This window comes from Massilia genomosp. 1 (assembly GCF_011682185.1).
GTDB lineage: Bacteria > Pseudomonadota > Gammaproteobacteria > Burkholderiales > Burkholderiaceae_D > Telluria_A > Telluria_A rubra.
Window position 1 is genome coordinate 1 of record NZ_WHJF01000115.1, and the last position, 20336, is coordinate 20336.

The window sequence follows — 20336 nt, forward strand, 5'->3', positions numbered from 1 at the left end:
TCTTTTTCGGGATGCGAGAGAGTCGAGAGGTCGGGAAGAGGGGCAAGTTTTACCATGACCGGCATCATGCCCGGATATCGGAATGTTTACAATTGCGCGTTTACAACGGTCAGGGCTAAACAGTTACCTTCTCGACAGCACGCAAGATGGCTGCATCTGCAGTTTTTGGCAACTCTTTCGACCATAGCGCCATGGCGCCCTCTACTTTTGCTGCATCCGCCTTCAGCACCACTACCTTGTCACGCGTTTCGGTAAAGGCGTTGTACGCGAATCCCGCGCCTGCCCCGGCGATCAAAAAAACGGCGATCCCCAGGTGAAACCGATCTTTCAGCTTTTGCAATTCGAACTCGTGCGCCGCGCTGCTTCCTTCGAGTGTCGCAACGCGCATGCTCAAGGCCACTACTTTCCCGTCCACTTCGTCAACAGTTGGCATTTCATAACCCCCTCATTAATGGATTGTTTATTGCAATTTAATCATCGCCACTAAAGAACGATTTCCGCACATAGCTCACATGCACTTAGGCTTGCTTCAACAAGCGGCATGGGCTTGCAGAAGATGACGCTTGATCATGTCCATGGTAAGCATGTAAGACTCCGAATTCGACAGACATTGAATGCGTTCCAGGGGAGCGACGAAAAAATGGCACGAACCGCCAGCCGAGACGGCTCACGGCACCACGGTGCTGGCCTGTCCAGGCACCAGGATCTGGATCACCCCGCCCCAACTGCAGGCCAGCTTCGCATCGCTGTTCAAGGCCGCCATGCCGCCGATCACCACCGTCGGCGCGCCCACGATCCACGGGCCGGTCGGGACCGGAATGCACGGCATCGGCGTCGGCACGCCCAGGGCGGCGGCGGTGGCCGCGATCACCATCGGATTGGCCATGCTGGTACACATGCCGAACGGCGGCACGTTGACGATCGGCGCGCAATCGATCACGGTGGCGGCCGGCACCCCATCGACGCTGACCCGGTTGGCCGGCAACACTGCCAACGCGCTGGGGGCCACGCCAAAGCTGCATTGCAGCGACGCGCCCAGGCAGACACAGAGCGACACGGCGCGCCTTTCAGGCCGTGAGCGCGTTGCCGCGCTCATCGAAACGCTCGGCCTCGCCCAGCAGGCGCCCCGCAGCGAAACAACGCCGTTCGCTCAGGGCACCGCCCGGATGAAAGCGGCGCCATTCGCCGTCGGGCAGGCCGTGCGCATACTGCGCCTCTTCGAACAGGGCGCCGTCGGGATAATAGTCTTGCTGCAAGCCATGCACGCGCCCGCGCCGGTAGTGCGTGCGCCGCACCACGACGCCCTCCAGGGAATAGAATTCTGCCGGCCCGTCGAGCCGGCCATCGACAAAATGCAGGCGCGCCGACGGCCGGTGCGGGGCGTACAGCATGACGCATTCGCCCTGCTGCACGCCGCCCGCAAAGCGCATGGCGGCCTGTGGCGCGCCATCCTCATGAATGCGCAGCATGCCTTCGAGCTTGCCGTCGGCAAGCTCGCCCTCCATCTGCACCTTGCCGTCGCCGTCGAACAGCGTGAACGCCTGGCCGCCCATGGTCGTGGTCGTGTTCAATTGATTTTCACCATTCCCCCTTTCAGGGTCAACATGCCCCCGCCATCGATTGTCTGGCTCGCCCCCGCCTTGCTGCTCAGGCTGGTGGCGGCCTCCAGCGCCAGCGTGGTGCCGGCCTTGTTGCTCAGTTCTGTTCCCGCTTCGGCGGCCAAGGTGGTGCCGGCCTTGGCGCTCAATGCCTTGCCGGCTTCGATGGCAAGGCCCGCCGCGCCCTTGAACTTGATCTCGCCCTGGACATCGATGGTCAGGTCACCCTTGATGGTGAGCACATAGCCGCCATCGACCTGGTGCGTAAAATCGGCCTTGTTGTCGTGCGTTTCGGCGCCCTCGATGGCCAGCGCGCGCGTCCCCTTGACGCTCAGGCTCTCGTTGCCTTCGGTGAGCGTCGTGCTCAGATTGCCCTTGGAAAGCGTGACGCTGCGATTGCCCTCTTCCAGTTCCAGCGTCTGGTTCTGCTTGATCTTGCGGCTGTCGTCGTTGCCCACCACCGCTATGGCGTCGTGCAGCACGTCGGTCTTCATGTCTTTCTGCGCGTGCAGGTACAGTTCCTCGGCGTCTTTCTTGTCCTCGAAACGGAGTTCATTGAAGCCTTCCCCGCCCGGTGATGAGTTGCTCTTGATGCCGCTTCTGGTCTGCTCGGCCGGCAAGCCGTAGGGAGGCGCATTGGCGCCGTTGTAGACGCAGCCGGTCACCAGCGGGCGGTCCGGGTCGCCGTCGAGAAAGCTGACCACCACTTCCTGGCCGATGCGCGGAATGAACTGCCCGCCCCAGCCCTTTCCCGTCCACGATTGCGCCACCCGCACCCAGCACGAGCTGTTCTCGTCGCGCTTGCCCGCGCGGTCCCAATGGAACTGGACCTTGATACGGCCGAAAGCGTCGGTCCAGATCTCTTCGCCTTCCTTGCCCACCACGATCGCGGTCTGGCTGCCGTGGATGCGCGGCCGCGCGCTGGTGCGCGGCGGGCGGTAGGCGACGCTGCCGGGCAAGGCCGAAAAATCGTTGGTGTACCGTTCGTGCGACGCCTCATGCGACAGTGCGCTCACGACCCAGGCGGCGTTGGCATCGGCGCGTTCGTGCCCGGTCAACTGGAAGGTGTGTCCCGGCACCAGCGCCCGGCTGTCGCTCTGACCGTTCAATTGGCGCGCACCGGCGCCCTGGGCCTGCGCGCGCCTGGTGGCGATGGCGTCGCCCTGCGCCTTGCTCGCATAGCCGCCCGGATAATCGTAGTGGGCCGGTCCGCCCGCGCCGGCCGTGGCGCTGGCCGTCAGGGCGGCGGCCGGGGTCGCAAACGCGAAGTCGGCCGTGCGAAAACCCGCGCTGACCGCTTGCTGGCCCAGTTCTCCCGCATAGATGCACTGCTGCTCGCGCCCGCCCGTCGCGGCCGGCACGAACGCGATCGCGGCAGCGCCCGGACAAGGGGGAAAGGCGTCGCTCGTATCGGCCAGTACCAGCAGATGGTGGCCCGCCTGGTGGCGGAAAAAATAGAAAATGCCTTCCTCTTCCAGCAGGCGCGCAACGAAGGCGAAATCGGTTTCGCCATATTGTACGCAGTAGTCGCGCGCCGCGTAGCTGCCGCTCAGTTTGAGTTCATAGTCCTGATAGCCACCCGCGGCAAACACCGCTTCCACGATCTCCGGCACGCTCTTGGCCTGGAAGATGCGGTTGTCGGACGACAGGGTCAGCCACCACAGCCAGGGGCGCAGTTCCAGCGTGTACAGGGCGTAGCCGCTGTCGGCCGGGCGCTGGCGGATGCGCGCGCACATGCCGTCGAGCAGGCGCACGGCCGACGCGGCGCCCAGTCCCACGGTGACATGCTGGCCGAGCGCCGCTTCCAGGTCGAGCGCGGCGTCGGTGGTGCGGCACGCGATCTCGATCATGAACAAGCCGTTGAGCGTCTCCGAACCCGACAGGCTCTGGACGAACAGCGAGTCGAGCGGCGCCGCGGCCTGCACGGCCAGGGTGGTCAGGGCGCTGTCGGCGTGGCCCGCCATCTCAGCGGCCCGCGCGCACGGGCGCTAGCAATTGCCGTGCGGCGCCGCGGGCGCGCCGTCCAGGATCGTGTCGGCCAGCCCGGTCATCAGTTCGTCGTTGATGATGCGCTCGATCTCGCGCGCGCCGTGGGCGCCGCAGCGTGCCAGTATCGACGACACCGTGGCCTCGTCGAAGCCGGGAAAATCGGGGTCGCCGGCCAGCACCCGCGTACCCAGCTTGTCGAGCTGGAGGCGCACGATGCCACGCATCTGCGGCTCCTGCAAGGGCAGGTAAGGCGCCACCGCCACGCGCGCCAGCAAGGCCGGGCGGAACACCGCGCTGAGCAGGGGGCGCAGGCGTTCGAGCAGGGCCGCCGGCGAGGCCCGCGTCGCCGCATCGGCCCCCATGATCAGCTCCGCGCCGGCGTTGGAGGTGGCCAGAATGACGGTATTGCGGAAATCGACCAGCAGGCCGGAGCCGTCCTCCATCACGCCCTTGTCGAACACGCTGTAGAACGCTTCGAGCACGTCCGGATGGGCTTTCTCGAATTCGTCCAGCAAGACCACGCAGTACGGCTTGCGCCGCACGGCCTCGGTCAGCACGCCGCCGCTGCCGAAGCCGACGTAGCCCGGCGGCGCCCCCTTGAGCTGCGAGACCGTGTGCGCTTCCTGGTAGGCGGCCATGTTGATCGTGACCATGTTGCGCTCGCCGCCGTACAGGGCGTCGGCCAGCGCGGACGCGGTTTCCGTCTTGCCCACGCCGGACGGCCCGACCAGCAGGAACACCCCGACCGGCTTGTGCGGATCGGTCAGGCCGGCCCGGTACGCCTTGATGCGGTTGGCGATCAGCGCCAGCGCGCCGCCCTGGCCGATCACGCGCCGTTCCAGCCGCTGCAAGAGCGTGCGCACGGCATGGCTTTCGTCGGCCATCATCTTGCCGACCGGGATCCCGGTCCAGGCCGAGATCACGGCGGCGACCATGCGCGAATCGACGCACACCGGCACCATCGGGTCATCCTGGCGGATCGCTTCGAGGCCGGCCTCGAGCCGCTGCAAGCGGGCCGCCAGCAAGGCCGGCGCGCCATCGTCTTCGTCGTCGGCGCCGCCCTGCCCGTCGGCGGGCGCGATCAGGCGCCGCCGCAGGCGCAGGATTTCCTGCACGGCCTCGCGCTCCTCTTCCCAGCGCAGGGTCAATCCGGCCAGCGTCAGGCCCAGTGCCTCCTGCTCGACGGCCAGGGCGCCGAGCGCCGTCCCGTGCGCGCCGCCGGTGGCCTGCTCCTCGCGCAGGCGGCGCACTTCGTCGGCCAGCGAGGCAAGCCGGCGCCGCGCCGCTTCCACCTGCGGCGGCGTGTCGTGCTGGCCCAGCGCCACCCGCGCACAGGCGGTATCGAGCACCGAGATGGCCTTGTCCGGCAGCTGCCGCCCCGGCAGATAGCGCTGCGAGAGCTTGACCGCGTCATGCACGGCGCTCTCGAGAATGGCCACCCCGTGATACTGTTCGAGCCGGACCGCGACCCCGCGCAGCATCTCGACCGCGACCGCCGGTCCCGGCTCCTCGACCAGCACCAGCTGGAAGCGGCGCGCCAGGGCCGGATCGTTCTCGATGTACTTCTTGTACTCGAGCCAGGTCGTGGCCGCCAAGGTGCGCAATTGACCGCGCGCCAGGGCCGGCTTGAGCAGGCTGGCGGCGTCGCCCTGCCCGGCGGCGCCACCGGCGCCAATGAGGGCATGGGCTTCGTCGATGAACAGGATCACCGGCGCCGGCGCCGCACGCACCGCGTCGATCACCCGGGTCAGGCGCTGCTCGAATTCGCCCTTGGCGCCGGCGCCGGCCTGCAGCAGCGCCAGGTCGAGCACCCGCAGCGCGACCTGGCGCAGCGGCGGCGGCACGTCACCCTCGGCAATGCGGCGCGCCAGTCCTTCGACCACCGCCGTCTTGCCGACGCCGGGCGCGCCCACCAGGATCGGATTGTTCTGGCGGCGCCGCAGCAGGATGTCGATGACCTGGCGGATTTCCGCGTCGCGCCCGACGATTGGATCGATCTTGCCGGCCCGCGCCAGCGCAGTCAGGTCGTCGGTGTACTGGTCCAGCGCAGCGGCGGCCGCCGGCGCCACCGTGTTTTCCAGCGATGCCGCGCTCCACTCGGCCAGGCCGGCACGCAGCGCATCGCGGCCGATGCGCAGCAAGGACGAGCCGCCGGCGCAGAGCTGCGCGCGGCTCGCTTCATGGTCGATCAGGGCCAGCAGGATCGCGCCCGAGCGCACCTGCGCCTGCCCCAGGCTCAGGCTGCTCAACATCCACGCTTCGCGCAGCAGCACGATGAAGGCGGCACTGAAGGCGGGCTCGCGCACGTGCCCGCGCTTGACGCGCTCGAGCGCGGCGTTGAGTTCCCCTTCCACGGCCGCACGCTCGACGCCGGCCTGGCGCAGGATGCCATCGACATCGTTGCCCGGCACCGCAATGAGCTCGAGCAGCAGATGTTCGGGTTCGACGAAAAAGTGCTGCTGCGCCATGCAGCGCTGGACCGCGCCGCGCACCGCACCGGCGCAGTGAGGATTGAGGGTCCGCATCAGGATCTGGTAATCGACGCTCATCGGAGCGCTCCGTGGTCGTTGACAAGCAGTTCAATGCCGCATTCGGCCGGCGCCGGGTCCAGCCAGCTGGTATGCCCGAGCAGCGCGGCGGGACCCAGGACCGGGGCCGGCACCTCGTCCGGCGCCAGCGCCATGCGCAGATAGCAGGCCAGGTTCGGCCCCAGATACCAGGTACACAGCAGGCCAAGCTCGCGCCGCCTGGCCCCGCCCGGCAAGAGCGCCAGATACAGCGCCTGTCCGATCCGCCCCAGATCGACGCGCACGGCCCCGCCTTCATCCCAGGCACGCTGTCCCAGCACGGCGCCGTCGCCGAGCAGGTCATTGCGCCCGCCTGCGCCGAGCACGGTTTGCAGTTGCTCGGGCAGCGCGATCCAGCGTCCGGCCCACTCCTGGCCAAGGGCATGCACGCCGAACTGCTGGTCGAGCAGTGTCAGGAAGCCGCGCAGGGAGTGGCGCTGTTGGGCACAGGCCGGCAGGTTCGACAGCAGCACATGGCGGCGCACGGCGTCGGCGTGCTCCGCCTGCTGGCCCAGCAGGGCAAGCAAGGCCGGCGCCAGCGGCCCCGTGCCCGGTTCGCCGAACGGCGCGGCGGCGCGGAAATCGTGTTCGGCCCGGTATGCCAGCGACAGCAGGCGGTGCTGGAACAGGGACAGGAAATCGACCGCGCCGCTGTCGTGCTCGAGCAGTTGCGAACGGATCAGTTCGACATAGGCGTCGGGCAGCGGGCCATCCGGGCCGGCCAGCCCGAAAAAATTCGCCACCAGGGTGAACACGCCATCGGCGCCGAGTGCGATCCGTTCGATCGGCTGGCTGCGGAAACTGAGCTCGAAGGTCGCCGTCAGCGCCAGCGCCTCCTTGCGCGGATCGCTGCCCCGTCCCGGCGCGGCGGCGCCGCCCGCCCCCGTCCTGCGCGCGTGTTGCCGCAGCAGGTCGACCGCCTGCGCGAAGTCGAACTGGCCGGGGGCCGACAGCAGGCGCTCGAGCACCGAGGCAGTGGGAGCGTCGAGTTGCATGGTCTACAGGCCCAGTTGCGCGCTCGGCAGCGCGCTCCAGCGGAACAGTTCGCGGCCGTCGTCGTGCTTCAGGCTCAGCTCGACGAAGGTATTGATGCCCGCGTACTGCGCCAGGAAACGGTGCAGTACCGCCCCGAACAGCAAGGCGCTGGCGCCGCGCATGCCGCGCGGTCCCAGCCACAAGGTCAGCAGATAGCCATGCCGGTAGCCGTGCCACGGGTCGTCGCGCACGTAGCGGGTCACGCGCTCGCACGCGAGGCGCGCCAGGGCATCGATCTGGGCGTCGGCCTCCACGCTCGCGCCCAGGTTGTTCAGCGCCAATAATTCCTTGAGGCCGGCCAGGGCGCTTGCGCCCTCCACCAGCGACAAATGGTTGAGCGACAGTTGCGACACCAACTTCCAGCGCGCCTCGCCGTCGGGCGCGGCCTGGGACTGCGTGGTCGGCTTGTGCAGCAGCGTGATGGCGGCCACGGCGGCGCCGTCTTCCAGCGCCAGCGCCGTGCCGGCGGGGAGCGCCGCGGCCAGCCCGCGGTTGGTACAGAGCAGCCTGGCGACCAGCGAGCGGGTGGCGGGCATGGCCGGATCGAAGCCAGGATCGACAAAGCTGAGCAGCATGTCGCTGCCGCCCAGGCCGGGCTTGAAGGACGGACCGCGCTGCGCATGCCAGTAGGTGGCCGGCGTGCCCGCGCTCGCCCCATGCCAGGAAAAATAGGGCGCCACCGGCTCCGATGGCAAGCCCGGCGCACTGCTGGCGACCTGTTCGATACTGTAGATCTCGGTCGCGCGCTCGCGAAAGCTGTCCGCCACCAGTTTGTACTGCGACTCGGTGGCGCTGATGCGCACCGGCTCCGAGGTGCGCGGGAACAGGTTCACCACCGGCACGCAGCCAAGCTGCACGGCGTCGGGCTCCGGTTCGAGCGGCACGGCCGGGCGCGCGCCGAGCACGAACAGCAGCTCGTAGCTGGTGCTGCCCGGCGCGCCCGGGACTGGGTCAAGCGGCCCCAGCGCGCTGCAATCGAGGTCGAAAAACTGGAACTTGAGCGGGAAGGCAAAATATTCGAGCAACAGGCGCAGCCCCGGATAGGTATCGTTGCGCTCGGGCAGCAGCGCGTCTTGCGCCTCGCAGCCGGCAAAGCGCGGCAGCACCCCGTCCAGCACGACCGGCTCGGCCCCGGGCGTGCGCCAGCGCACTTCCAGCGTGTGCGCATACAGCAGGTCGCACAGGCGCGCGGCATTGTCGCCGGCGCCCTTGATGTAAAAGCGCAGCGTACCCAGTCCCGCCGCGCGCGGCAGGAAGCTGGCGGGACAGGCGAGCCGCACCGACAGCACGCTGCGCCGCCCGGGGTGCCCGGAGAGCGCCTCGAGCGCGTCGGTGAGCAACTCGACCCCGTCCACCCGCAAGGGCCACACCACCAGCGGCGCGCAGGTGCGCAGGTAGATGGTGGCGCCGTCAAGCGTGTCGGCGAACAGGGTACTGCCCCGTTCGACGGTGTAGCCGCCGGCCACCTGTACTTTGGCCGGATCGGCCTCGACGTGCGCCACGCTGGCCGACGGCAGCGGGCGCGTCGCGTGCGGGTGCAACTGCTCGAGCAGGTTGCCCGCCAGCGCGGAGACACTATCGTCGATGCGCCGTCCCAGCCGCGCCGCCAGGAACGCGAAGCCCTCCAGCAAGCGCTCGACGTGGGGATCGGGGCTCTGGTCGGCCGACAGTTCGAGCCGCGCCGCGACAGTCGGATTGGCGCGCGCGAACGCGGCCCCGGCAGTGCGCAAATACAGCAGTTCGCGCTCGTAATCGTCGCGCTGGCGTTCGGCGGGCGTCATGGTCCGTCGCGCGCGTCGAGCAGCGCCGCGCCACTGCCGTCCAGGGCCAGGCCATAGTCGACCGGCCACGCCGCGCCATCGCTCGCCAGATGCCCGCTCACCTGTACGCGCAGGCGGCGCATGCCGTCCGGGTCGGCGAACACCTCGGCGCGCGGCGCGCCCAGGCGCGGCTCGAAGGCGCGCACCGCCGCTTCGATCGTGCGCGCCAGCCGCTGGCGGTCGTCCACGTCGGCCGCGTACGACGACGACCAGTCCGGCAGGCCGTAATCGGGCACGCTCAGGGGGCGCGCCGGATGCGGGCTGCTGCGCGTATTAAGAAGGCGCAGCAGCTCGCGCCCGACCGAGTCGCGCAAGGCGGCCGGGTCGAGCGCGCGGCCGTGGCCGCGCCGGCCCAGCCGTTCGAGTAGCGGCAGGCGCGCGGTGGACTTGTCGGCCATGAGGCCTTACGCCTTGATCAGCTTGTTGGCGGCCAGGTCCCAGGTGGTGGCGGCCGTGCCTTCCTTGGTGCCGTCATCTTTCTGCGACGTCAGTTCCCATTTGATCTTGGTAAAATTGAGCGACAAGGTTTCGACCGGCTTGCCGCCGGCGCCGCCGCTGATGCTCACGTTCGAGATCACCACGTTGCTCAGGGTATAGACGATCAGGGGCAAGGTCTTGCCATCGTCTTCACCCGAATTGCGGCCCACCGTGATGATGGTGGTCGCAATGGCCTTGCCGGCGCAGCAGTATTCGTTGAGGGTGGGTGTCGAACCGTCGAGGAACTTGGTGATCGTAAATTCCCCGATATGGGGCCGCCCCGAGGTCCGCTCCTTGTTGCTGACGTCATTGGTCACCTGCATGGCGACGTTATGACTGTAGGACATCACTTCAATCTTGTCGACATAGCCTTCGAGGGTGGAATCGCCTTTGATGGTGTCGCCAAAGTCGAGCATTATTGCATCCATGCGTATCTCCGAAAAGAGGTTGGGTCGCCGGTCCGGCGGTCCGGCGGCGTCGCTTAGCCTTTGGCCGGCGGCGGCAGGTCGGCCACCAGGCGGATCGAGGTGGTCAGTTCCTCGAGCTGGAAATGCGGTTTCAGGAACATGGTGGCGCGGTAGGCGCCGACCTTGCCCGGCACGGCGACGACGTCGACGCGCGCCTCGCGCAAGGGATACTGGGCCTTGATCGATTGCGGCGCGTTGTCGTTGACCAGCACATAGTCGGCCACCCAGTTGTTCAGGTAGCGTTCGACCTGTTCGCGCGTGGCGAACGAGCCGATCTTGTCGCGCATGAGCACCTTGACGTAGTGGGCGAAGCGCGAGGCGGCCAGCACATACGGCAGCATGCTGGAAATGCCGGCGTTCGCGTTGGCCAGGTCCTTGTTGTATTTTTTGGGCCGGGCCGCCGTCTGCCCGCCAAAGAACACCGCCAGGTCTTCATTCTTCTTGTGGCACAGGGAGACGAAACCGAGGTCGCTCAATTCCTTTTCGCGGCGGTCGGTGATGGTGATCTCGGTCGGGCATTGCAGGGTTTTGAGCTTGCCGCTCGCTTCGGTCGGAAAATTGAATACCGGCAGGTTGGTGACCGCCCCGCCCCCTTCCACGCCGCGGATCGCCGCGCACCAGCCGTACATGGCGAAGGCCGAGGTGATGCGCTGCGCCAGCGCGTAGGCCGGATTGCCCCACAGATACTTGTTGTGGCTGGCCTCGCTGCCATACAGGAACTTGCCGGCCGGCGCCCCGCTTTCGGCCGACAGATAGGTGCGCGTCGCGCCGAACACGTTTTCCTCGTAGCCCAGGCCGTCAACCGGGTTGCCGTTGTCGCCGTACGGCAGGCGCAGCAGCATGCGCGGCAGCACCAGGGTCACGTAGCGCGCGTCGTCGCTGTCGCGGAACTTGTTCCACTTGATGGCGTCGGCGCCTTCGAAGGACTTGGCCAGGTCGCGTGGATTGCCCAGGTCGGTAAACGCATCGAGCCCGAACAGGCCCGGCTCGGCGGCCGCGATCAGGGGCGCGTGCGCCGCCGCCGCCACGTTCGACAGCTTGGTCAGCAAGCCGACCTCGTGCGCCTTGCGCCCGAAGCTGTAGTCGGCCACCAGCACGCTGAAGGGATGGCCGCCGAAGGTGCCGTACTCTTCCTCGTAGACTTTCTTGAACAGGGCCGAGGTGTCGAACGAGACCGCTTTTTCCAGATCGGTCTGCAGGTCGTCGCGTCCGATATTCATGACCTTCAGTTTCAGGCGCGAGCTGGTCTCGGTGCCGAACACCAGCATGTGCAGGCCGCGCCAGGCCGCCTCGAGCGCCTGGAACTGCGCGTTGTGCAGGATCTGGTCCAGGCGCTCGCTGATCAGGTCGTCGATATCGCGGATCCGCTTGCTGATGGCCTTGACCGAGTCCCCCTCGGGCGTGTCCTGGGCCTTGGCGGCGGCCAGCGCGGCTTTGAGGATCTGCGCGGCGGTGCGCTTTTGCGCTTCGTCGTAGGTGGCCTTGATGACCATGCCGATCAGTTGCTCGTCGGCGTCGCCCAGTTCGGCTTCCTTGACCACGGATTTTTGTTCTTCGCTTAGTACAAATTCGGAATTGGTGGGCATGAGTTACTCCAGGAAGATCGTTGCGAAAAGGCGGACACGCTAGGCTGCGGTGTCCGGCGCGGCTGCGCCGCTACTGCCTTCGGTGGCGCCGGGGGCGGCCTTGAAGGCCTTGTCGAGGCTGTCGCCAAGGCGGACGTTGCCGTCGAGCCGCGCCAGCATGTCGCGCAGGCGTTGGCGCTCCTCGAACAGATCGGCGGTGTCCTTGTTCATCTTGAGCAGGGCGACCGGATTGAAATCGTCGAACTTCTGGAACGTAAACGTCGCCTCCAGCGCCTGGGCCGCCGGGTGCTCGGGCAGGTGCGTGCTTGCAGGCAAGGTGAACGTCACGGACGGCGAGATCGTCTTGAGCATCTCGTCGAAGTTATCGTTATCGATGTTCTCGAAGGTCTGTTCGCCGACGATTTTCCCTTTCACGCCGTCAAGGTCGGAGAGGATGCCCACCACCAGCGGCAGCTCCTTTTTTTCGACCGCGTCGCCAATCTCCACGTCATACGTAATCTGCACGCGCGGGGGGCGATTTCGGCTCAGCCAATGCTGGCCATTTTCGATATCGGACATCACTTCTCCTTGGACAAAATACGCTGCGCCCGGCATGGACCGCACGCGCTGAGAGGAATCGACGCCTGCAAGGACGCCCGTCTTTGCGGGCGCTATGCGAAGTGAGTCGATCGGACGATCGCTTAGGACTGAAAAAATAATACTCTCAAAATATTTTTTCGCAATGTTTACCTCAAGGTAAAAAAATATAAAATACAACAGTTTTTTTGATGCTATATTTTCAATTCGTTTGCCAATCCGGTGACCGGAAATCGCTGCAGCAACGGCGCAAAAGCGGCCGTCAATTCGCGCCGTCCAGGGCGACGCCAGGAGGAATTCGATTGCGTAGTCCGATCTTGTCCCTGCTCCGTTTCGCGGCCACGCGCCGCGCATGGTTGCCCGTCTGCGCCGTGCTCGCCATCAGCGGCTGCGCGGCCACCAAGTCGCTGTTTCAACCGAAGATCGCGCTCAAGCAAGTGCAATTTGTAGTCGATGCAACAGCCAACGACGCCACCCCTTTTGCGGTGGATCTGGTGGCGGTATCCGACGAATCCCTGGTGCCGGCCCTGCTCGCACTGACGGCGGCGCAATGGTTCGATCCCGGCGCCAACATCAAGCGCGACTACCCGGACCGCGTGCATTGCTGGTCCTACGAACTGACGCCGGGCATGTCCAAGCCGGTCGATGACGCCGGGTTCGCCGTGCGCGGCACGCGCGCCGTGCTGCTCTTTGCCAACTACAAGGGCAAAGGCGCCTACCGCCTGCGGCTCGACGCGACACCGAAGGCGACGGTCCGGTTCGCCGACAAGACGGTCCGCATGGAGGGCAATCCATGAGCGCGGGCGACAACCCTTGCAGCGCCGGCCTGCCCGACGCGGTGCGCTGGTACGAGGGCATGCGCCTGGCGCCGCAGCATTTCCAGCAGCAGTCGGCGCGTCTCGAAATGCTCGCCCCCGCCCTGCTGCGCAGCGTCGAGCCGCTGCACTGGGGCCTGCTGCACTTGCGCACGCGCCAGGACGGGCCGGTGGTCGCCGTCACCGAACTGGAAGCGGTGATGCCGGACGGCTTGCTGGTCAGCAGCCGGGCCGACCAGGTGTTAAGCATCGACCTGAGCAAAATCGATGCCGATGCCGATGGCATGTGGCGCCTGTCGCTGGCGGTGCCGGCGCGCGGCACCGGCGCCCGGCCCGGCCCGCGCCGCTTCCTGGACCAGGGCAGCATGCTGGTCAACGACCAGAATCCCGGCGGGGTGGATGCGACGGTATCGCTGCTGCGGCCCAATCTTCAGCTGGTCTGCGGGCACGGCCAGGGTTTTGCCACCGACGAGCTGCTGCCGCTGCTGCGCTTCCAGGACAACGGCGCCCTGCCGCTGCAGACCGGGTATATCGCCCCCTGGCTGCGGGTCGGTCCCGGCCTGCCCCTGTACGGACGGATCGACCGGCTGTGCCGCGATTTGCGCTTGAACTATGCCACGCTGGCCAATGAGCAAGGCGCCGATGCCGCGCTGGCGGCGCGCCGCCAGGCCATCCTGGCGCAACTGGCCGCGCGCCTGCTCGAACTGGAAGCGACGCATCAGGGCGGCAGCGCCCATCCGCAACGCTTGTTCCTGCTGCTGGCCGGCCTGCTGGGCGCGCTGTCGGCGGGGGTGCCGGGCATGGCCTTGCCGCGTCTGCCGGACTTCGATTACCGCGACATCGCCCTGGCCGTCGATCCCTTGCTCGACGAGCTGGAACGGGTGCGCAAGCGCCTGGCGCCGGACTTCATCTGGGCCGCCTTCGCCGCGCGCGGGGCGCACGACTACGAAATCGACCTGGGCGCGATCGAGCCCGCCGAACCGTACATCATCGCCTTGCAAAAGCCGGCCCGCGCCAGCGATGCCGACATGGCGCACTGGTTGCGCGAGGCGCTGATCTGCTCGGCCGGCAAAGAAGCCGACCTGCAGCGGCGCCGCTCGCGCGGAATCGGCACGCTGGCGCTCAGCGTCGAGCAGGCCCAGGGCATTGGCGGCGACAGTGGGCGCACCCTGTTCCGCCTCGATCCGGGCGGCGCCGCGGCCGACTGCTTCGATCCGGGCGCCGCCCTGCGCATCCTCGGTCCCGGCGGCAACGCCGACAATTACATCGAACCGCGCGCCGTGGCCATGCTGCTGCGCAGTGCGCGACCGAACGCGGGGGAACGCTGAGATGCATACGCCGCGCTGGGTGCAGGACGCCAATCCGCTGGGCATGCTGTTTCGCGCCGCCTATGGCGATTTCCTGGTGCTGCTCGCCGCACAGCCGCGCACGGGCAAGGAGCCGGCCAGCGCGGAGCTGGCCACCGTCGCGGCGCGCAGGATGGGCGAGGCGCTCGACACGATCCGCCTGTCCCTGGCGCGCCTGGCCGGCGCGCGCACGCCGGTGGGCGATGTGGACCAGGCCGAAGCCTTGCAATTCGCGTTCGCCCAGGTGGTCGACGAGACGCTCCTCAACGCCCCGTGGCAGGGGCGCGCGGTCTGGTCCGAGCATTTGCTCGAGTGGCGCATGTTCAAGACCCGCAGCGGCGGCGCGCTGCTGATCGAACGCATCGACGCCATCACGCGCACCAATGACCGCGCCAGCGGCGAAGTGGCGGAGCTGTATCTGTACTGCCTGTCGCTGGGCTATGCCGGGCGCCTGCGCGACCGGCCCGAGGCGATCGTCGAGCTGGCGCGGCGGCGCGCCATGCTGTTCGGCTTTCTGTACCCGGGCATCTGCGTCATCGACGATCCCGATTTCATCCTCAGCGAAACGCGCGACGGCAATCTGATCCGCACCGCGCCCCACCGGCGCAGCCTGGCGCAGCGCATGCGCGTGTATCTGCTCGCTTGCGCGGCGCTGTCGGTGCCGCTGATCGTCTCGATCCTCATGTGGCTGCAGCTGCGCCCGATTGTCAACAATGTGATCGTGCTAATGCCGGGGTACTCATGAGCCTGCCGCTATGGACCTGGCTGGCGCTGGCCTTGCTGCTGGTGGCGCTGATCCTGGCACTGATCACCGCCGCGGTATTGTGGCGCAAGACACGGCGCATCAAGACGCCGCCGCCGCCGCCCGCGCCGGCCCTCGGCGCGCTGCAAAAGGACGTGTTCGCCGCCGCCATGGCAGCGCTGTATCCGCGCGACGCCGACCTGCGCTACGACAAACCCTGTGTCCTGGTGTGCGGCCCGTCCGAACCGGGCCACGGCGATCTGCTGCGCGGCGCCGGACTCGAACCGGTCGTTGTGGGGAGCGGCAAAGAATGCGGCTGGTGGCGCGGCAGCGAAGGCGTGGCCTTCGCGCTGCCAGCGGCGGCCTGGGAAGGCCAGGGCAGTGCCTGGACCGATTTCCTGCGCCTGCTCGAGCGCCACCGTGGCCGGCGCGCGCTCGACGCCATCGTCTGGCAGATTCCCCTCGATGCGCTGGAGAACGATCGCGCCGGCGGCGAGCAGATGTACCGCAAACTGGTCGACATCCAGGACCGGCTCGGCCTGCGCCTGCCTGTCTACGTGGTGATCGGCTGCTGTGAGTCGGTGGACGGGTTCGGGCGCTGGGCCGCCCGGCTGCCGGAGGCGGCGCGCGCACAGGCGCTCGGCTGGTCCAATCCGAACGCGCTGGGAACGCCGTGGCGCACGGCCGCCGGCGAGCAAGGCGTGGCACGCCTGGTCAACCGCTTGCGCCTGCTGGTGAGCGCCGTGTCGACCCGGCGCGACCTGGGCGCGGATGCGGCCAGCATCTTCGTCATGCCCGACCAGCTGGGCGCGCTGCTGGGCCGCCTGCCGTCGGCCCTGCAGGAAGCGATGCGCGAAAATACGGTCATGACGCCATTCGACCTGCGCGGCTTCTACCTGAGCGGGCGCACCCGCGTCCGGCACAATGCCGACGCCCAGGCCGATCCTTTCGGTCCCGCGGCGGCGCCGGCGCAGGACAGCGCCCCGGTGTTTTGCCGCGAACTGTTCGCCCAGCGTATCTTCGGCGAATTTGGCCTGGCCCAGGTGGTACAGCGCCGGCTGGACGCGGAAAAGCGTTCCCAACTGGTCGTGCTGGGCGGCGCTTGCACGCTCGCGGCGATCTGGCTCATCTGCCTGGTGCCCTCGTATTTCGCCACGCAAGAGCAGTTGAGCGATATCGCACGGCCCTTGGGCGGCATCTACACGGCGCTGCGGACGCAGAACGACACGCTCGACAAGCGCGACGACATCGCGATGAAGGAGTTACTCACCGAAATGGACAAGGTGCAGGACTGGCATACGGCAACCTATGCCATGCCAGCGTCGTGGCATCCTTACCTGGGCGGACTGCGCTTTAAGGTCGATTGGGCGCTCAAGACCTATTACGAAAAGGTGCTGTTCAAAAACATCCGCCTGGCCTTGAACGGCCGCGCGAAAGAGCTCATGCAGAGCAGCCATGTCGCCACGAGAGAGCAAGGCACGCTCGCTGCCAATCCGGAAGGCGTGGCCGAATTCGGCGCACTGCGCAAATTCGTCGACGCCGCCGTCGTTTTTGAAGATCAACGCAGCAAATTCAGGGACGTGACCGCCGTGCAGAATGGCCGCTGGCGACAGGTCGCGGAATTGCTCGACTACCTGTTCGACATGAAACTCAACGCCGCGTCGCAGGCGACGGTGCAGCGCTTCGACCGCCTGCTGCAAGCAAGCAGCTATGACGCGAGCGAGAACGACGACGCAAAAGACGACAGCTTGCTGCGCGCGAAGCTCGACGAGGTGCATGAGGACTTCCTCGATGGCGCCTTCGAGCGCAACCGGCTGTTCGACCTGCAACGCGAGCTCGTCGCCGGCGTCAAGCAGCTCAATGACGATCCAGCGGGCGAGCAGTTACGGCTGGCCAGTCTGCAACGGACCATCGGCGACTTGCGTACCTTGCTCGGCCGGACCGATGCCGCCTGGATGGTCAACGGCCAGCTGGGCAACAACGAGGCGTATCTCAAGGTGGAAGGAAAGATCCGCAAATCAGGCATCCTTGGCGTGCGCGCGGATGAGCTTCATGCCAAAACACTGGCGCGGCAAAAGGAATTTCACGATGAGGTGGTCAACCAGGGCAATGCACTGCGGCTGCTCGACTTCAACGAAGGCAAGCATCTGCAAGTGAACGCCGATCTCGGCGCGCTCGAGCAGGCGATCGGAAAGCTGCTGGCGCACCGCTTCGCGCAGGGCGTCTCGAGCGCGGCGCGGCCAGGCCCTGACACGCGAGGGCCGCTGACATGGAACACCGAACAGATCAATGCGGCGCAAGTCCTGTTGGCCGATCTGCAGGCTTACGAGGCCAAGGAATTGATCGAAGCGCCGCCATCGTTCCAGATCGCGCTGCGCAAACTGGCGCGGCTGCAGGCGGGCGCCATGATCGACCACCACCTTGCCCTGTCCGTCATCGAGACGCCAGGCGAGATGCGATTGCGCGCCCTCAATTTCGACGATGCCCAGAAATGGATGACGCCGCTGTTGGCCGGGATGCGGCAACTTGAGATCAAGCCGGCGGCGCAGCACTGGCAGAGCGTGATGGATACGCAGGCAATGGCCTTGTTGACGGAACTAAAGGGCGCGGTGGACGATCGCGGCCTGTATCTGCCCGACCCCGGCACCGTCGGCAACTGGGACGGTACGCCCGCCGGCGCCGCCGCCGCCTTCGGCCTTCGCGGCGACGATGGCGCGATCCGGGAATACCTCGACGCGCAGTTGCGGGTGGTGGCCGAGTTGGCGTCCGCCAGCAACGGCGCGCGCGCCTGGCTGGCCAAAAAAGAACTGATGGCGGGGAGCCAGGCGCAGGCCATGTTGAGCGAATGGCGCCGGATCGATGACGAACTGGCCAAGCATGCCGCCAAGGTGCCGACCGGATCGCTGGCGCGGCTCGAAAAATGGTTCACCGAAGACTTGGGCAAGCTCGACATCGTCGATTGTGCGGAGCGTCTGCCGCCCATCGGCCACGCCCAGCCGGACTTCTTCCAGCACCGCATGTCCAAGGTCGCCAAGTTGTTCGGGCTGCGCTGCTACGCTCTGGAAGTGCCGCAGGCCCGTCGCAGCTATGGCCTGATTGCCGCGCACTTCAATCGGCATCTGTGGAACCGCTATCCATTCAGCGCCGCGCGCGCGGCCGCCCCCGCCGACCCCGCGCAGGTGCGCCGCATGCTGCAGCTGCTCGACGCCAACATGAAGACCGCCGGCACGCTCCTGAAACGGCGCACGGATCCGGCGTCGGCGGCGGCCTTGGCCTTCATCGACCGGCTCGCCGCAGTGCAGCCGATTCTGGCGGCGATGCTCACCGAAGATCCCGCCGGCGGCTTTGCCGCGCTGGACCTGTGGACGCAGTTCAGGGTGAACCGGGAGCATGAGAAAGGTGGCGATCAGATTATTGCATGGACCATCAAAATCAACGATAGCGCGACCACCATCGACGCCAGGACGGCGCTGTCCTGGCGCATGGCCGACAAAATCGCCATGGACTTGCGCTGGGCAAAAGACAGTGATCTTTTTCCGGCCGGCGCCAGCACTGGCAATCCGACCATCACCTGGTCGTACGACACTCCCTGGGCACTGCTGCATCTGTTGAGGGAACACGCGGCGCCGCAGTCCGAGCTACCCGAGCGCGAAGCGCAGCCACCGAACGTCTTGCGCTTCAAGGTCGCAACGCTAGACAAGAAAAGCGACAACGTGGGTAAAGAGGCAAACATTTATGCCCGGCTGGAAGTAGCGGTGCATGGGAAAACGGAACGCCTGTCGGTGCCGGCCTTCCCTACCGACGCCGCGCCGGTATTGGTGGAGCCAGCAGCGCGGATGGCTGCGAACGAGAATGGAGAGACGCGATGAGTGTGGCGTATTTGCTGCAGCCGCTGGACAACGGCGGCCCGTGCGGGATAGCGCTGCTGCATGAACCCGAGTACGACGCGATCGCCGCCGCCCGCCACGAGGACGACCCGCTGTTGCCGCGCGGCGTATGGACCAGTGAGCTCAAGCGTGCGGACTGGCCGGAAGTGGTGCGTTTGTGCGAACAGGCGCTGACGGAGCGCAGCAAGGACTTGCAGGTCGCCGCGTGGCTGGGCGAGGCCTGGATCGCGCTTGACGGCTTGGCCGGTGGGGTGCGGGCCACGCAGCTGCTGCAGGGCTTGTGCGAACGGTTTTGGGACCAGCTGCATCCCTTGCCGCGCAATGGGGACATGGAATTTCGCACGGCGCCGTTCGATTGGGCCGACGAGAACTGGTCGACGACGCTGATGCTGCAGGTGCCGCTGGTGCGGGGAGGTGGCGTGGACGCGTGCATGATCACGCTCGCACAATGGCGGCAGGCGATGGCGGTCAAGACTGAGGACGTGAAAAAGGCGAAGGCTGGCGCCGATGGGGAAAAGGCCGGCTTGCTGACCGGCGCGCGCGCGCAGGCGCAGATGCTCACCATGCCGGTGCAGGACATTGCCGCACTGTGCATGGCGGCGCGCCAGTGGCGGATGGCGCTGGACGAGGCGTACGCAGCGGTCGAACAGGCGGCGGCGATGTCGGCGCCGCGTTGGCGAAAGCTGGCCGCGGTCCTGGGCGAGATCGAGACCGTTTTGCGCCATGGCGAGCAGGCGCATCCGGAATTTGTCGGGACGCACACAGCGCCGGAAACAGTGCAGCCGGAATTGGCGCTCGCTGCGGTGGCGGAAAGCGCGCTGGGCCTTGGTCCGGTCGCGGACCCCATATCAGGGCGCGAGGACGCTTATCGGCGATTGGGCATCATCGCCGACTATCTCGCCAAGACCGACCCGCACAGCCCGGTCCCAAGCCTGATCCGGCGCGCTATTTCGTGGGGAAGGATGCCGTTCGAGCAGTTGCTGGGGGAGCTGACGAGCAACAACAACGAGATGCAGAAATTACTGGTGCGCGAGCCGGTGAAATGAGCCCGATCCAGGTGCGATCACATGCGCAGCGTGCGCTTGTACGGGCGCTTGATGGGAGCGCAAGTCAGAGGTACAGATGTATAGCGCCGTTCACATCACGTTAAGCACTCCAGGGCGTTTCCTAACAATACCGATACGAAGGGTTGCACATGAAAAAGTACTTGTAATGCTGTCCTGAGGAGCTGACTCGGCTGCGGCTTTAACTGCTACCGGTCAAACTCATGTCTAAGTCGAGCCAGCAGATTGCCGGCATCTGCTGCTAGCCTGAATGTTGCACAAACCACCGCCGCAGCGCCGCTTTTCCGATGCAGGACCTTTTCAACTTGAATCGGAATGTCGCGGGCGATAGCGTCCCTACCCAATTGAACGGGACAGTCAATGAAGC

Annotated in this window: 16 protein-coding genes; 5 read left to right on the forward strand and 11 right to left on the reverse strand. The window is 66.8% G+C overall.

All coding sequences use genetic code 11. From position 1 onward, the window contains the following. Positions 1–115 precede the first annotated feature (115 nt). The 11 genes from F1735_RS28305 to tssB form a co-directional block, all read right to left on the reverse strand. A complete protein-coding gene (locus F1735_RS28305; RefSeq protein ID WP_167240034.1) occupies positions 116–433 on the reverse strand; it encodes a hypothetical protein in 318 nt (105 codons plus the stop codon). A 234-nt stretch (positions 434–667) separates the two neighbouring features. Further along, a complete protein-coding gene (locus tag F1735_RS28310) occupies positions 668–1057 on the reverse strand; it encodes a DUF4280 domain-containing protein (protein ID WP_373888593.1) in 390 nt (129 codons plus the stop codon). Positions 1058–1067: 10 nt separating this feature from the next. Beyond that, positions 1068–1571: a toxin-antitoxin system YwqK family antitoxin gene (locus tag F1735_RS28315; protein ID WP_167240036.1), complete on the reverse strand. Its 504-nt coding sequence runs from the start codon at positions 1569–1571 to the stop codon at positions 1068–1070. After that, a complete protein-coding gene (gene tssI, locus F1735_RS28320) occupies positions 1568–3562 on the reverse strand; it encodes a type VI secretion system Vgr family protein (protein ID WP_167240037.1) in 1995 nt (664 codons plus the stop codon). The genes F1735_RS28315 and tssI overlap by 4 nt, the downstream gene beginning before the upstream one ends. A 24-nt stretch (positions 3563–3586) precedes the next feature. Beyond that, positions 3587–6136, reverse strand: a complete 2550-nt coding sequence (gene tssH / locus F1735_RS28325; protein WP_167240038.1) for a type VI secretion system ATPase TssH — start codon at positions 6134–6136, stop codon at positions 3587–3589. Beyond that, positions 6133–7149, reverse strand: coding sequence for a type VI secretion system baseplate subunit TssG (gene tssG / locus F1735_RS28330; protein WP_167240039.1), 1017 nt, complete (start codon positions 7147–7149; stop codon positions 6133–6135). The genes tssH and tssG overlap by 4 nt, the downstream gene beginning before the upstream one ends. A gap of 3 nt (positions 7150–7152) precedes the next feature. Next, positions 7153–8970, reverse strand: a complete 1818-nt coding sequence (gene tssF, locus F1735_RS28335; RefSeq protein WP_167240040.1) for a type VI secretion system baseplate subunit TssF — start codon at positions 8968–8970, stop codon at positions 7153–7155. Further along, positions 8967–9407, reverse strand: coding sequence for a type VI secretion system baseplate subunit TssE (tssE, locus tag F1735_RS28340; protein ID WP_167240041.1), 441 nt, complete (start codon positions 9405–9407; stop codon positions 8967–8969). The genes tssF and tssE overlap by 4 nt, the downstream gene beginning before the upstream one ends. A 6-nt stretch (positions 9408–9413) precedes the next feature. Then, complete coding sequence (locus F1735_RS28345; RefSeq protein ID WP_167240042.1) at positions 9414–9914, reverse strand: Hcp family type VI secretion system effector; 501 nt, start codon at positions 9912–9914, stop codon at positions 9414–9416. Between the two features lie 53 nt (positions 9915–9967). After that, complete coding sequence (gene tssC, locus F1735_RS28350) at positions 9968–11539, reverse strand: type VI secretion system contractile sheath large subunit (RefSeq protein ID WP_222853102.1); 1572 nt, start codon at positions 11537–11539, stop codon at positions 9968–9970. Between the two features lie 39 nt (positions 11540–11578). Then, a complete protein-coding gene (tssB, locus tag F1735_RS28355) occupies positions 11579–12097 on the reverse strand; it encodes a type VI secretion system contractile sheath small subunit (protein WP_167240043.1) in 519 nt (172 codons plus the stop codon). A 320-nt stretch (positions 12098–12417) separates the two neighbouring features. Here tssB and F1735_RS28360 point away from each other — a divergent pair, with 320 nt between their 5' ends. From F1735_RS28360 to tssA, 5 genes are read left to right on the forward strand one after another with little or no spacing between them, the layout of a single operon-like run. Then, positions 12418–12912, forward strand: a complete 495-nt coding sequence (locus tag F1735_RS28360; protein WP_167240044.1) for a type VI secretion protein — start codon at positions 12418–12420, stop codon at positions 12910–12912. Continuing rightward, entirely contained in the window at positions 12909–14258 is a 1350-nt protein-coding gene (gene tssK / locus F1735_RS28365) for a type VI secretion system baseplate subunit TssK (protein WP_167240045.1), read from the forward strand. Before F1735_RS28360 ends, tssK begins: the two co-directional genes overlap by 4 nt. Position 14259: 1 nt before the next feature. After that, entirely contained in the window at positions 14260–15021 is a 762-nt protein-coding gene (locus tag F1735_RS28370; protein WP_167240046.1) for a DotU family type IV/VI secretion system protein, read from the forward strand. Continuing rightward, positions 15018–18887 (forward strand): type VI secretion system protein, encoded by a 3870-nt coding sequence (locus tag F1735_RS28375; RefSeq protein WP_167240047.1) that lies wholly within the window; start codon positions 15018–15020, stop codon positions 18885–18887. Before F1735_RS28370 ends, F1735_RS28375 begins: the two co-directional genes overlap by 4 nt. Then, entirely contained in the window at positions 18884–19951 is a 1068-nt protein-coding gene (tssA, locus tag F1735_RS28380) for a type VI secretion system protein TssA (protein ID WP_167240048.1), read from the forward strand. Before F1735_RS28375 ends, tssA begins: the two co-directional genes overlap by 4 nt. Positions 19952–20336: the final 385 nt, after the last annotated feature.